9 protein-coding genes and 1 pseudogene are annotated in these 13,866 nt (G+C 71.4%); 2 read left to right on the top strand and 8 right to left on the bottom strand.

All coding sequences use genetic code 11. From position 1 onward, the window contains the following. Positions 1 to 71: 71 nt before the first annotated feature. The 4 genes from ACFYTE_RS10915 to ACFYTE_RS10930 form a co-directional block, all read right to left on the bottom strand. Complete coding sequence (locus ACFYTE_RS10915; protein ID WP_388707788.1) at positions 72 to 899, bottom strand: glycoside hydrolase domain-containing protein; 828 nt, start codon at positions 897 to 899, stop codon at positions 72 to 74. 192 nt (positions 900 to 1,091) lie between these two features. Then, positions 1,092 to 2,576, bottom strand: a complete 1,485-nt coding sequence (locus tag ACFYTE_RS10920; protein ID WP_388708354.1) for a protein kinase — start codon at positions 2,574 to 2,576, stop codon at positions 1,092 to 1,094. Positions 2,577 to 2,614: 38 nt separating this feature from the next. After that, positions 2,615 to 3,304: a hypothetical protein gene (locus ACFYTE_RS10925; RefSeq protein WP_388707791.1), complete on the bottom strand. Its 690-nt coding sequence runs from the start codon at positions 3,302 to 3,304 to the stop codon at positions 2,615 to 2,617. 216 nt (positions 3,305 to 3,520) lie between these two features. Beyond that, positions 3,521 to 5,857 carry an N-6 DNA methylase gene (locus tag ACFYTE_RS10930; protein WP_388707794.1) on the bottom strand — a complete coding sequence of 779 codons (2,337 nt, stop codon included), beginning with the start codon at positions 5,855 to 5,857 and terminating at the stop codon, positions 3,521 to 3,523. Between the two features lie 209 nt (positions 5,858 to 6,066). On the opposite strand from ACFYTE_RS10930, the gene ACFYTE_RS10935 reads away from it, so the two are divergent. Together ACFYTE_RS10935 and ACFYTE_RS10940 are read left to right on the top strand one after the other, a co-directional pair. Next, the gene (locus ACFYTE_RS10935; RefSeq protein ID WP_388707797.1) at positions 6,067 to 6,816 is read left to right on the top strand and encodes a hypothetical protein; all 750 of its coding nucleotides are present in this window, start codon (positions 6,067 to 6,069) and stop codon (positions 6,814 to 6,816) included. 13 nt (positions 6,817 to 6,829) lie between these two features. Then, positions 6,830 to 7,321, top strand: a pseudogene (locus tag ACFYTE_RS10940) (DUF6262 family protein); the annotation flags it as partial. 14 nt (positions 7,322 to 7,335) lie between these two features. On the opposite strand, the gene ACFYTE_RS10945 reads toward ACFYTE_RS10940, so the two are convergent. The 4 genes from ACFYTE_RS10945 to mfd form a co-directional block, all read right to left on the bottom strand. After that, complete coding sequence (locus ACFYTE_RS10945) at positions 7,336 to 8,463, bottom strand: DUF6183 family protein (RefSeq protein WP_388707799.1); 1,128 nt, start codon at positions 8,461 to 8,463, stop codon at positions 7,336 to 7,338. A 62-nt stretch (positions 8,464 to 8,525) separates the two neighbouring features. Beyond that, positions 8,526 to 9,254 carry an HNH endonuclease family protein gene (locus tag ACFYTE_RS10950; RefSeq protein WP_388707802.1) on the bottom strand — a complete coding sequence of 243 codons (729 nt, stop codon included), beginning with the start codon at positions 9,252 to 9,254 and terminating at the stop codon, positions 8,526 to 8,528. A 55-nt stretch (positions 9,255 to 9,309) separates the two neighbouring features. Continuing rightward, the gene (locus tag ACFYTE_RS10955; RefSeq protein ID WP_388707804.1) at positions 9,310 to 9,621 is read right to left on the bottom strand and encodes a hypothetical protein; all 312 of its coding nucleotides are present in this window, start codon (positions 9,619 to 9,621) and stop codon (positions 9,310 to 9,312) included. 436 nt (positions 9,622 to 10,057) lie between these two features. Next, complete coding sequence (gene mfd, locus ACFYTE_RS10960) at positions 10,058 to 13,615, bottom strand: transcription-repair coupling factor (protein WP_388707805.1); 3,558 nt, start codon at positions 13,613 to 13,615, stop codon at positions 10,058 to 10,060. Between the last annotated feature and the right edge of the window lie 251 nt (positions 13,616 to 13,866).

A 13,866-nucleotide genomic window follows, 5' to 3' on the forward strand; every position in this document is an offset into this window, starting at 1 on the left:
GCCTCTGGCCAACCCATCGGACCAACGATTCACCTGCTCTTCGGGCACCGGCCCGTCCCCGCGCGGCGATGTCAGCCGACGATGGCCACCGGTGCGTCCCAGGCGTCCCGGTCCACGATGATCGTGTAACCGTTCCGCGTCTCCTTGCTGTTCACCATGTACTGGTGGCCGCGGCTGTGGTTCGTGTACTGCGTCGGGCCCCACGGCCAGTCCGCGGTCGTGGTGTTCTTCTTGTCCCACAGCGCGTACCAGAGGTTGCCCGGCAGGTCCGTCTTGTCGATCGCGGTGGCGATCGCCTTGGCGCTGGAACTGGTGAAGCCGTACATGCCGGCGCGGTACGTCTTGCCGCGCAGCGTCTTAGTGAAGGAGCGCACATACGTCAGGACGGCGTTGTTGCACGCCTTGTTCGTGACGTCGTACGCCTCCATGTCCAGGTAGATCGGGCTGCCGGCCTTCATGCCGAGCGCGGCGGCCTTGGCCACGGCGTCCGCGGCATCGTGCGCGCCGAGGGAGGCGGCGGTGGTGGCGGTGAGCTTCTCCGGGCTGGAACCGGTCTGGCAGGGCGGCTGGGCGCCGACGTAGATCGGGATCAGCTTCCAGCCGACGGCGTTGACGGACTTGACCCAGGAGGCGGTCAGGTTGGGCTGGTTGCAGCCGCGGTTCTTGCCGCCCACGTAGACGGCGGCGGCCCCGTAGAAGCCGGTGTGCCAGGCCTTCATCGCGGCCGTCGAGGGCGCGGCGCAGGTGTCGAAGGCGCGGCCGGTGTACGTCTTCTGCGCGGGCCAGGTGGTGGCGGCCATGGAGGACTGCGCGGCGATGCCCGCGCCGGCCGCGACGACGGCGCCCGCCACCGCCCACGTGATGTATCTGCGCTTCTTCGACTGCCGATGGCTGGACATGAAGACCCCACCCCTGATCGCTTGATCGCTAGGTGCCCGCGACGGCTCGCCGACCGGCACGCGCTGTCCGGCACCCGCCGTCTGGCACGCGCTCTCTGGCAAAAACGAACCGCAACCTATCCGGCCGCGTCCCTGCCTTCGGGAAACTCCGCCCCCCAAAGATCACAAGATTCCCACAGGAGTCGGCAAAGGCTAGCCGCGCACCTGTCCCAGCCATTGCAGGCTCCGCCTGACCTCGGCGGCCAGCGGGTGGCCGGGGCCGTGCACCCGCTCCACGTCGATCAGCAGTCGCGCGAGCGTGTCGTGGGCGGCGGGCCGGTCGCCGAGCGCGAGCAGCAGATGGCCGATGCGGCGGCGCACGTCGTGGCCGAGCCGCGGGTCACCGGACACGTACTGGTTCTCGTAGTACGGCAGCAGCGCGCGGTACTCGGCGAGCGCCGCCGCCGCATCACCGAGTTGTTCCAGGCACTGGGCGGCCTCGTAGCGAAAGCGTAGGGACTGCGGATCGGACGGGCCGGCCTCGGCGGCGCGTTCGTCGGCCAGGCGGCGCAGTTCGGGCAGCGCGCGCCGGTACTGGCCGTCGTCCATCAGCGTGGCCGCGTACTGCTTGCGCAGGGTGCGCACGACCGGGGAGTGCTCGCCGTGCTGCTCGGCGGCGGCCGGCAGGATCGCGCCGAGAATGTCGACGGCCTGGGTGATACGGCCCTCGCCGAGCAGCCGCTTGACCTCGTCGACGGCCGCGGCGACATCGGGCCTGCCGGGAACGGCCGGCACCGGGGCGGGCGAGGACACGGGCGTGCGCGCGAGGTCCGGCCAGGGCGCGTGCGGGCGCAGGAAGGGGCGCGTGGGATCCAGCGGTTGCCCGGTCGGCGTACCCCGACCGGGCAGCAGCGGCGCCAGGTGCTCGTACACCTCCTGCGCGGACCCGGGACGGTGCTGCGGGTCCTTGGCGAGCAGGCGCAGCACCAGCGCCTCCAGGGGCTCCGGCACCTCGGGGCGGATCCGGCGCACGGGCAGCGGCGGCTCGTACAGGTGCCGGTGCAGCACGCCGAGCGCCGTGGAACCCGCGAACGGCACGTCGCCGCTGAGCAGTTCGTGCAGCAGCACGCCGAGCGCGTACAGGTCGGTGTACGGGCCGACGGCACCGCCCATCGCCTGCTCGGGCGCCATGTACGCGGGCGAGCCGATCGGCGAGCCCGTGTGGGTCAGCCGGGTGGTGTCCGTGTCCATCACGGAGGCGACCCCGAGGTCGAGGACGGTGACCGTGCCGTCCTGCTTCACCATCACATTGCGGGGCTTCAGATCCCGGTGGACGATCGGCACCGCGTGCACGGCGCTCAGCACGGCGCACAGCTGCGCGGCGACCGCGACCGCCCACTGCCACGGGTACGGGTCGTGCTCGGCGAGGTGGTCGGACAGGTCGGCCCCGTCGACGTACTGCATGACGAGGAACAGCTCCTCGCCCTCGCTGCCCGCGTCGTGCACGGTCACCAGGCCGGGGTGGTCGACCTGCGCGGTCACCCGGCACTCGCGTACGAACCGGCGGCGCAGTTCGTCGGCCTCCTGTCCGGCCACCTTGTCGGGGCGCAGCAGCTTCACCGCCACGCGCCGGTCAAGCCGCTGGTCGTACGCCGTCCAGACCTGGCCCATGCCGCCCTGTCCGATCAGCGTGGACAGTTCGTAGCGTCCGGCGACGACGCGTCCCGTCGCCACGCTCACCTTCCGCCCTCGTGGTCGCCGCCGTTGCCGCCATTGCCGTCCACGGGCTGCCCGTCGTGCCTGCGCAGGTAGTCGCTCAGCTCGTCGAGTTCGGCGCGCACCTGGTCGATGCGCGCGGGCGCCGGACGCGCGGGCGGCGCGGGTATCGGCGGCTGCGGCACCGGCGGGCGGGCAACGGGCACGTGCGGTGCGGGGATGTGCGGTGCGCGCGCGTGCGGTACGGGGGTGTGCGGTACGGGCGTGTGCGGTATCCCGGGCTGCGGCACGATCGGTACGGTCGCCCCGGTGAACGGCGGCTGCCCGTAGCCGTACGCCGGTGTCCGCGGCCCGCCGTGGGCCTCCTGGAGCCGCTGGAAGTGGCGTATGTCCGCGACCAGGTAGTACGCGGTCGAGGCCACGAGCGTGAAGAGGAGCACGGTGAGGCCCAGATAGCCGCCGGGGCTGTGGATCTCGTCGCCCGGCTCGCTGCCCAGCAGCACCACGCTGAGCACGTCGGCCACCAGGACCGCCACGAGCAGGCCCCAGTCCAGCGCCCTGCGGGTCACGGCGGCCAGGCGCAGCATCATCGCCCAGCTCACAAAGCCCATGCTGGCGAAGGCGAGCCCCACGAACAGCACGCGCAGGAAGACCAGCCACGCGGGGTGCGGCGGCTGCTTCACCGGCTGTGCATAGCCGTGGCCTTGCATGGCTGCTCCTGTGGTGCCTGAAGTGGGCGTACGTGCCCGCCGGCACGGTCCGCTGGGCGGGCGACGCCGGTCGGGCGGTGTCGCTTCGAGCATATGGCCCACCGGGGACAAGCGGTCCAACGATGTGGACAGGGAGCTACCGAACCGTTGTCGACCCGCGGCGCCCGCGCCCGCCCGCACGGGACGTCCCGCACGGGACGTCCGGTACCGCCGGTCTCAGTCGGGCGCCACCGTGCCGTCGGTCAGGCCGTCGTACATCCCGCGCACCAGTTGCTCGCCGAGCCGGCCCGCGCGCCCGAGCGCCCGCTCGAACTCGTCGAGGGCGTGGAAACGCGCCCCGTAGCGCCGCTGTTCGTCGAGCGGGAGCCGCGGCAGGTGCAGGCGGCGCACGTCGAGGCGGGTGGCGGTGGAGGCGTAGCTGCTGGCCTGCCGGTTGTTGGCGGTGCCGCGCAGGAAACCGGCGAGGAACCACGGGTCGAGCGCCGCGGGATCGGGGCGCAGCAGCACGAGGTTGCGGCCCAGCGCGGCGCCGGCCGTCGCGTCGTCGATCACACGGGCCACCGAACCGCCGCCGAGCACCGGGACGACGACATCGCCCGGTTCGGTCAGCACGGCTTCCTCGTCGCTCTCCGGGAGCGTCCCGGAGGGCACGGCTCCGGAGAGGACGTCATGGTCGGTGAGGACGGGCACACGCGCGTGCCCTCCGTTTCCGCCCGTGCGCATCAACAGGGCGCCTCCGCGCGCGAGTTCGCCGACCGTCGTCAGCGGCCAGCGCGCCGGCCGCGCGGGGTCGGCGGGCGGCGGGGTGAGCCCGGCGGCCAGGCGCAGGGTCTCGCCCAGCCGCTCCCGAACCGCCGTGAGCTGCTCCGCGCCGTCGGCCACGGCGGGCGGCGGGAGGTGCCGGGCCGGGGCGAGGTCGACATCGTCGTCGAGGAGTTCGATCACCGGCACGGAACGCGCGAGCCCCGGCCGTTCGTCGAGCCGCCCCGCGCGTTCGAAGGCGCGCCAGGCGTCCAGGACGGCGTCCCGCACCGCCTGCCAGTCCGGCCCGCCCCGCCCCTGCGCGGCGAACCGCCCGGTGTCCACGAGCAGCGCCTCGGGTTGCGCGAGAGCCCGGTCGGGGCGGCGCAACATCCAGACGTGCAAGGGGATGTTGTACGGCGGCGCCGCCCCGACCGGCAGCGCGACGACGGCCCGCAGCGCACCGCGCCGCAGCAGGTCGGCGCGGATCCGGCGGCCGGAGCGGCGGGAGGCCGCGGCGGGCGGCATGAGCAGCACGGCGGTACCGCCGTCCCGCAGCCGGGCCAGCGCGTGCTGCACCCAGGCCAGCTCGGACTCGGTGCGCGCCGGGAAGCCGTACTCCCAGCGGGGGTCGTAGGCGAGTTCGTCGTGGCCCCAGTTGCGCTCGTTGAACGGCGGATGGCACAGGACGGCGTCGGCGCGCAGCCACCGGTACGCGTCGGCGCGCAGGCTGTCGCCGGCGGCGCCGCGGACGGTGGCGCGGGTGTGCAGCGCGAGCCGGAGCGCGGTGAGCGCGGCGAGGTCGGCGGCGCTGTCCTGGGCGTGCAGTTCCTGGTCGGGGCGGGCGGTCACGGCACACAGCAGGGCGCCGGTGCCGCAGGCCGGGTCGAGCACGGTACGGGCGGGGCCCGCGAGGTCGGCCATGAGCCGGGCGAGTTCGGCCGGGGTGAGCGTGTACTGGCGCGGGTTGGCGTCCAGGTGCCGCCCCAGCAGGAACTCGAACGTCCGCGGGGCGCCCGCCTCGGCCGCCAGTTCGGCGACGCCGCGGAGCAGCGGGGCGGAGGGAAGCAGTTCGGGGCCGGTGGGCGTGTGAACCGCGGGGGCGGTATGTACGGCGGGCTGAGGGTTCACAGCAACCGGGGCGTTCACAGCGGCACGGGGGTCCACGGCAGCGCGGGGGTTCACAGTAACCGGGGCGTTCACAGCGGCACGGCTGTTCGCGGCTGGCCGAGTGTTCGCGGCAGCACGGGGATTCACAACGGCACGGGGGTTCACGGCGGCCCGGGGGTTGTCAGTGGGCTGCGAGTTCACAGGAGCCTGAGGGTTCACAGCCGGCCGGCTGTTCACGGCGGGCTGGGGGTTCACACGGTTTGGGGCGCCGGCCGAGGAGTGCGCGTGCGGCGCCGCGCCGCCCGGTGCGCCGAAGCGCGGGGTCAACGCCTGCTCCAGCGCGCCGGGCAGTTTCGCGGCCAGGCGCTCGTCGGTGCCGGTGCTCGCGTCCCGCCAGAGGGCGGGCCGTTCATGGATCAGCAGGAGTACGCACCCCGCGTGCACCAGGGCGGTGACCGGGCCCGCGGGGTGTCCGGCGAGCTGTTGCCAGACGCGTTCGCGCAGCGGGACCTCGGCGAGTTTGCCCTGCTTGCGCAGCCATGCCTCGACCTCGGCCAGCGCGAAGGACGGGCTGGTCTCGGTGCCGCCGACCGGCTTGGGGAAGTCGGCGTGCCGGCGGCGCCAGTTGCTGACGGCGGCACGGCCGACGCCGGCGAGCCGCGCGATCCCCGCCGCGGTCACTTCCGTTGCGTTGTCCTGCACGCGCCCCACTCCCCTCGTCGGTGTGTGACGCCGAGCATACCGATATTTACATGATCCACCCCTTCACGCTCGTGTACACCTAGCACCGTCCGTTCTATGTTGACTCGGTTCACAAGCTCTGTTCTCATTGACTCAACGAACAGGACCGTTGGCCCCATCCGTCGCCGTCCGCCGTTGTCAGCCCCGTCTCACTTCACCGAGGAACTCCCATGCGTCGCACCGCACTCGCCGTTCTCTGTCTCGCCGCCGTGAGCGCCGCGGGGCTCACCGGCTGCCAACAGGGTCAGGACAAGGCGGACAACAAACCGAAGGAGCCGTTCGCCGGACTGACCGGAGGTCAGATCGCCGACCGGGCGATGAAGGCCACCACGGGTGCCTCGTCGTTGCGGATGACGGGCGACATCGCCGACGACGCGTCCGACGGCACCATCCGGATCGACATGGCCCTGGACAAGAAGGGCGAATGCGCCGGCACCCTGAGCCTCGACGGGCAGGGCAAGGCCGATCTGATCAAGACCGGCACCATCGTCTACATGAAGTACGACGAGGCGTTCCTGCGCGCCCAGAGCAAGGGCGAGTCCAAGGCGGACACCGATGCGGCCGTGGCGATGCTGGCCGGCAAGTGGACCAAGATGTCCGCGAAGGGCCAGGACGCCAAGGACATCGCCGGCTTCTGCGACCTGGGTTCGGTGCTCTCGGGCGCGGACGACGTCCACTCGGACGCCACCCGCGGGAAGGCGTCCACCGTCGGGGGCACGCCCGCGATCGTCCTGCACGAGAAGGACGGCAAGGACCGCTACACGCTGTACGTCGCCACCGAGGGCGAGCCGTATCTGCTGAAGGTCGACGGCGGCTCCGCGAAGGACGCGGTGCGCCTCACCTTCGGCGACTACGACCGGCCCGTGCCGGCGAAGAAGCCGGCCGGCAAGATCCTCGACCTGGACGCGCTCGGCAGCTGACGCTCAGCGTGCGGTTGTTCACGACCTCCTTGCCTCGGGCGAGCGGATCACCGCCGCTCGCGTGGCGCGCGAAGCCTCGGTGTCCACCTGGTTCGTCTCCAACCAGACACAGGTGCGCAACGCCGTCCAGACCGCCATGCAGCAGCAGCGTGACCACGGACGCCGCACCACTGCCGCGCCGAACTCAGGGCAGGTCACCTCCGCCGGCCTGCAGACCGAACTCGCCCTGGCCCGCGAAGAGATCAAGGATCTGAGGAAGGAAAGGGACCGTCTCCGGGAACGCGTGCGCCTCTCCCTGGGTGCGGAGCTGCACGATGTGGACCGTCGTCAGCTGGTCGAGCGGGTGCAGCATCTGGAGCAGCGGAACACCGTGCTGGGCCAGCAGCTGTCAGAGGCACGGGATCGGATTGCCACCCTGGAGCGCCGGTTGCGGGAGACGGAAGACGACCTGACCGCCGCACGTACCAGCCTCCGCCGTGCGATTCGGGCCGTTCCGTCTCCCTAGGGACATGGTCTTGTTCAGTCGGTGTCCGTCGCGGCCAGCACCGCTAGCCGTCGGCGCTCCGGAGACACCGCCGCCAGGCCGATATCCCAGGCCACCTGCTCGAACCACTGCGTGTCGGTGCTGAAGCCGTACCAGGCACACGCTTGAGCACGTACCTCGACCGCCTCTGCGGGGTCGCCCTCCGTGGCCCCGGAGAGGCGGGCCAGGGACTGCCACGCGGCCAGCCGGCCGTAGGCACCGTAGGCGCCGGAGTTGTAGGCCCCTCCCGTTGACGCGGCGGAGAAAAGCAACCGCCACACCTGCTCAGGCGGGCAGGCTGCGACCGAGAACCCGGACTTCTTCCCCGCGCCCTTCAAGCACTCCAGCCCCAGCGCCAGCAACAGGCTCGGTACCGACTCGTCCTCCAGAGGATCTGCCAGTTCGAAGACTTGAGCCTCGATCCGGCCGTTCGACTCCTCGGCCCAGTTCGTCACCGCCGCGCCGATGCCCTCGGCCACGGTTTCGGTCGTCGTCTCCTCGGCCGATGGAACGTGTGCTCCTGCGACGACTGCCAGGCCGCGGTTCTCCGACGGGCCGTACGGCATCGAGTAGCTGCTGCCCCGGGCGCTGTAGCTCGGCAGATCCGGCTGCCCTTCCACGTCGGACAGCGCCAACGGCAGCCATCCAAGAGGATGGTGCCTCCAGTGCGACGATGTCGCCCACTGCGCGATCTCCGGTATCTCCGTCACGCCGACGCCCCTGAGGACCAGTTCGTGAACGAGGCAGGCACGCAGTTCCTCCGAGGCTTTCCCGCTGAACGCCACCGCCAGTTCCGCTGCCGGGTGGCCGGAGGCCAGCAAGGAGGCCGTGTAGCGGTCCAGCTTCCTGTCGCCGGCCTCCGCCGAGGAGACCAGGCGCAGCGCCTGGGCGACGTTCCCAGAACCGGGGGTGGTGACCAGCAGGCGAAGCAGGTAATCAAAGACGCTCCGGTACTGCCAGATCCGCCTGGTGTCCGAGCCGTACGCCCCGGCGAGCGCGATCCCGAGGTCCGCGACGAAGGCGGCATCCCCGCGAGCGAGACGGCGGTCAGCCACCTTCCACACGTCGGTGACGCTCTTCAGCCCTGGCAACCTCGTCACGATTTCCTGTATGCGATCAGCCACGCAATGGAGCGTACGTGTCCGACAGCTCGAAACCGAGCGCGTTTTCCCAGTTCACCGGGTCACTACCCGGCGCCGCACTGCTTCAGCATCATCGCCTTGTCCGCTGCCGTCACCGCAAGGTCGTACTTGTGGGCAACCTGCGCGAAGCGGACGGCGTAGGCGCACCTGATCTGTTTGTTGGGCGGCTGCCAGGACGCGGGTCCGGAGTCGCCCTTGGCCGAGTTGGCCCGCCCCTGGACCGGGATCAGATTGAGCACGTCGTTGGCAAGCTGCTCACGCTTGCTCTTCGGCCAGCGTGACGAACCCATCTGCCAGCTGTACGACAGCGGCACCACGTGGTCTATCTGAACCTCGGAGGCCTGCTGCTTGCGCCACTCGATGGTCGTCCCCGTGTACGGGTCGTGCAGCGTCATGGCGATGACCACGCAGTCGGAGCCGGCTCGGAAACGGAGCTTCCGACCGTCACGACGGATGAGATCATTTCGAGTGTCGCACCCATTCCTCGCGAGGGGCACCCCGTCGGCCGTGTCCATCCATGCGTAGCCGAACTTGTCGCGCGCGTAGTCCGTCTTCGGTCCGCGTCCCTTCACGGTCAGCCCCTCAATGAGCGTGCGGGCCGCAGCCTTGTCCGCGTCCGCCGCCACGGGCGCGAGCCCTGGTTTCGTGCCGTCCGGGTTCCTGAGCGGACTGACCGCCCGCCCGTCCGACGCGGTTGACCCTGACCCCGTCGAGGAGTTGTCCTCGCCGAGGCCCTCGCAACCCGAGACGAGAAGCACGGCAACCGCCAGCATCGTCGCCGTATGGAAGAGGCGTGCGTTTCCTACACCCCGGTGACCCACGTGCCTCTCAGTAAGCACAGCGCACCGCTCCCTGAGTGAACTGCGCAAACGCCTCAATCGCCCGGCGAAGCACAGAGATAACGCGGGTGCCGCAGGAGTTGGAGTCGGTGTCGGCCCAGGCCGTGCCGAACCGGTCGCGGGCGTAACCGGTCTTGGGGGCCCGCCCCTTGACGGTCAGTGAGTCCGCGGCGGCCAGGGCCGCACCCCCGCGGTCCGTGCCCTCGGCCCCGGAGGATCCGTCCGTCTGCAGCTCCGTGCAGCCGGCCACGGCAAGCATCACGACGGCGGCGGTGACGGCCCCGCCCCTCAGACGCCCCACGGCGCGTCCCCCTTGAGCTTTTCTGCTCCGCCCCGGCTTGGAGCAGATCGTTGCTGGTGACACGGTAGCCGCCGACGGGTGGCCGACACAGAGGGCTCAAAGGGGCGTTGGGGGCGAACAGGGCGTATCGCCGGTGGCACGACGGGCACTTGTGGGTCGACTCACACCCCGCCGACCGCCGCCGTCACCACCGGACAGCCGACCCGCACCCGGCCAACCACCCACGTCACCGCCCCACCACCAAACCACACCCGGCCCACCACCAACCCCACCACCAGCCAGCAGACCCACACCCGACCCACCACCCACGTCACCACCAGAAGCCGCCCCACACCCCACCAACCACCCACGGCACCGCCCCAACACCAACCCACACCCGGCCACCGTCGACCTCACCGCCGGAGGGCAAGCCGGGCGGTGGACCGGGGGCGTGCTGTTACGAGCCCAGGATGGTGGCCAGGAACTCGCCGACCCAGGCCAGCAGTTCGCGGCCGACGAGCGGCTTGCCGCCCACCTTCGCCGTCTTCGGACGGGGAACCAGGATCTGGTGGACGGCCGGCTTGATGACCGTCCCCGGGTACAGCCGCTTGACCCGCAGCTCCTGCGACTCGCGCAACTCCACCGGCGCGAAACGGATGTTGTTGCCCTGTAGGACGATCTCGCCGACCCCGCACGCCCGCGCCAGCATCCTGAGGCCGGCCACCAGCAGCAGGTTCTCCACCGGTTCGGGCAACTTGCCGTAGCGGTCGACCAGTTCCTCGCGTACGGACGTGATGTCCGCCTCCGAGTTGGCGGAGGCGATGGACCGGTACGCCTGGAGGCGCAGCCGCTCGCCGGGCGCGTAGTCGTGCGGGACATGCGCGTCGACGGGCAGCTCGATCTTGACCTCCAGCGGCGGCTCCTCCTCGATCGCGCCGGTCTCCAGCTGCCGCCGGTAGTCGGCGACGGCCTCGCCCACCATACGCACGTACAGGTCGAAGCCGACGCCCGCGATGTGGCCGGACTGCTCGCCGCCGAGCAGGTTCCCGGCGCCGCGGATCTCCAGGTCCTTCATCGCGACATACATGCCGGCGCCCATCTCGGTGTGCTGGGCGATGGTCGCGAGCCGTTCGTGCGCGGTCTCCGTCAGCGGCTTCTCCGGGGGGTAGAGGAAGTACGCGTATCCCCGTTCCCTGCCCCGGCCCACGCGACCGCGCAGCTGGTGCAGCTGGGACAGGCCGAAGGTGTCGCCGCGCTCCACGATCAGGGTGTTGGCGTTGGAGATGTCGATGCCGGACTCGACGATCGTCGTGGACACCAGCACGTCGAACTTCTTCTCCCAGAAGTCGACGACGACCTGCTCCAGCGTCGACTCCGACATCTGGCCGTGCGCGGTGGCGATGCGCGCCTCGGGGACGATCTCCCGCAGCCGGGCGGCGGCCCGGTCGATCGACTCGACCCGGTTGTGGATGTAGAAGACCTGGCCCTCGCGCAGCAGTTCGCGGCGGATCGCGGCGCCGATCTGCTTCTGCTCGTAGGGCCCGACGAAGGTCAGCACCGGGTGCCGCTCCTCCGGCGGGGTGGTGATCGTGGACATCTCACGGATGCCGGTGACGGCCATCTCCAGGGTCCGCGGGATCGGGGTCGCGGACATCGTCAGGACGTCGACGTTGGCCCGCAGCTTCTTCAGCTGCTCCTTGTGCTCGACGCCGAAGCGCTGCTCCTCGTCGACGATGACCAGGCCGAGGTCCTTGAACTTGGTCTCGGCGGAGAAGAGGCGGTGGGTGCCGATGACGACGTCCACGGAGCCCTCCCGCAGACCCTCCAGGACGGCCTTGGCCTGGGTGTCGGTCTGGAAGCGGGACAGGGCGCGCACGTTCACCGGGAACTGCGCGTAGCGTTCGCCGAACGTCCCGAAGTGCTGCTGCACCAGCAGTGTGGTCGGCACGAGCACCGCGACCTGCTTGCCGTCCTGCACCGCCTTGAAGGCGGCCCGCACCGCGATCTCCGTCTTGCCGTAGCCGACGTCGCCGCAGATCAGGCGGTCCATCGGGACCGACTTCTCCATGTCCTCCTTGACCTCGGAGATCGTGGTCAGCTGGTCGGGGGTCTCGGCGTAGGGGAAGGCGTCCTCCAGTTCGCGCTGCCAGGGGGTGTCCCCGCCGAAGGCGTGCCCGGGAGCGGCCATCCGCGCGCTGTACAGCTTGATCAGGTCGGCGGCGATCTCCTTGACGGCCTTCTTCGCGCGTGCCTTGGTCTTCGTCCAGTCCGCGCCGCCCAGGCGGTGCAGGGTGGGTGCCTCGCCGCCGACGTACTTGGTGATCTGCTCCAGCTGGTCGGTGGGGATGTAGAGGCGGTCACCGGGCTGGCCGCGCTTGGCGGGGGCGTACTCGACCACCAGGTATTCGCGGGTGGCGCCCTGCACGGTGCGCTGCACCATCTCGATGTAGCGGCCGACGCCGTGCTGCTCGTGGACGATGTAGTCGCCCGCCTCCAGGGTCAGCGGGTCGATGGTCTTGCGGCGGCGGGCGGGCATGCGGGCGCCGTCCTTGCCGGCCGCCTTCTGCCCGGACAGGTCGGTCTCGGTGAGCACGGCGAGCCGCAGCGCCGGGTCCACGAAGCCGTAGTCGATCGAGCCGCAGGCCACGTGCACGACGGACGGCGCGATCTGCCCGAGGTCGACGTCCAGGCGGGCCGCGACGCCCTCGTTGCCGAGCACCTCGGCCGTGCGGGCGGCCGGTCCGTGGCCCTCGGTGACGAAGACGGTGCGCCAGCCGTCGGCGAGCCAGCCCTTGGTGTCGGCGAGCGCCTTGGCGGTGTCGCCGCGGTAGGTCTCCGGCGCGTGCATGCCCAGCGTGAGGGTGTCGGCGTCGCCCACCGCGTCAGCGGCTGACGTCAGGGACTCGTCGACGGCGAACGGGGACACCGACCACCACATCATGCCCAACTCGCGGGCCCGGTCCCGGATGTCCGCGAGGGACCACAGGGAGGCCGCGCCGACGTCGATGGGGGCCTCCCCGCCGCCGGCGGTGGCCGCCCAGGACGCCTGGAGGAACTCCTGCGAGGTGGCGACGAGGTCGGCGGCACGGGTGCGGACCCGCTCCGGGTCGCAGACGACGGTCATGGCGCCCGCGGGCAGGACGTCGAGCAGCAGCTCCATGTCGTCGACCAGGACGGGGGCCAGGGACTCCATGCCCTCGACCGCGATGCCCTCGGCGATCTTCCCGAGCAGTTCGCCCAGCTCGGGGTGTTCCTCGGCGAGGGCACGGGCACGGGCGCGTACGTCGTCCGTGAGCAGCAGCTCGCGGCAGGGAGGTGCCCACAGGCCGTGCTCGGCGACCTCCAGGGAGCGCTGGTCGGCGACCTTGAAGTAGCGGATCTCCTCGATGTCGTCGCCCCAGAACTCGACGCGCAGGGGGTGCTCCTCGGTGGGCGGGAACACATCGAGGATGCCGCCGCGCACCGCGAACTCGCCGCGCTTCTCGACCAGCTCCACGCGCGCGTAGGCGGCGGCTCCGAGGGCGTCCACGATCTCGTTCAGGTCCGCGCTCCGGCCGCTCCTCAAGGAGACCGGTTCGAGGTCGCCGAGACCCTTGACCTGCGGCTGGAGCACGGAGCGCACGGGGGCGACGACGACGGAGACCGGGCCGGTCTCCGGGTCGTCGGGGCTGGGGTGGGCGAGGCGGCGCAGCACGGCGAGGCGGCGGCCGACGGTGTCGCTGCGCGGGCTGAGCCGCTCGTGCGGAAGGGTCTCCCAGGAGGGGTACTCCACGACGCCCTCCGGTGGCAGCAGTGAGCGGAGCGCGGCGGCCAGGTCCTCGGCCTCGCGGCCCGTGGCCGTCACGGCGAGCACGGGGCGGCCGGTCTCGCGGGCCAGGGCGGCGATCGCGAAGGGGCGGGCCGCCGGGGGGCCGACCAGGTCGACGTGGGTGCGGTTGCCGTCGGCCGCCGCCTTGATCGCTTCCGCGACGGCGGCGTCCTTGACGACGGCGTCGAGCAGACCGTGCAGGCTCATGGAGGGGGTGTCCGTCCTGGGATGGGCAACGCGAATCACCCGACACGCTGTGCGGGCCGGGGCGTGTCCAGCCTACGACGCCCGAGTGACGTTCACCCGCGAGAGCGATCGACGTGACAGTGTGTGAACCGTGGGACGAACCGGCCCTCGATACGGCAGCCAAGGTCCTGGCCGAGGATCCGGACGGCCTACGGCAGGTGTGCGCCGCCCCAGATCTGCGTGACGAGGGGCCCGGTGCCGGGGAGTTGTCG

The organism is Streptomyces sp. NPDC004629 (assembly GCF_042873595.1).
GTDB lineage: Bacteria > Actinomycetota > Actinomycetes > Streptomycetales > Streptomycetaceae > Streptomyces.

Bases quoted from the DNA above. Each gene is read 5' to 3' on its own strand.
- ACFYTE_RS10915 (WP_388707788.1), bottom strand. From the start codon at position 899: ATGTCCAGCCATCGGCAGTCGAAGAAGCGCAGATACATCACGTGGGCG.
- ACFYTE_RS10925 (WP_388707791.1), bottom strand. From the start codon at position 3,304: ATGCAAGGCCACGGCTATGCACAGCCGGTGAAGCAGCCGCCGCACCCC.
- ACFYTE_RS10935 (WP_388707797.1), top strand. From the start codon at position 6,067: ATGCGTCGCACCGCACTCGCCGTTCTCTGTCTCGCCGCCGTGAGCGCC.
- ACFYTE_RS10950 (WP_388707802.1), bottom strand. From the start codon at position 9,254: ATGCTGGCGGTTGCCGTGCTTCTCGTCTCGGGTTGCGAGGGCCTCGGC.
- mfd (WP_388707805.1), bottom strand. From the start codon at position 13,615: ATGAGCCTGCACGGTCTGCTCGACGCCGTCGTCAAGGACGCCGCCGTC.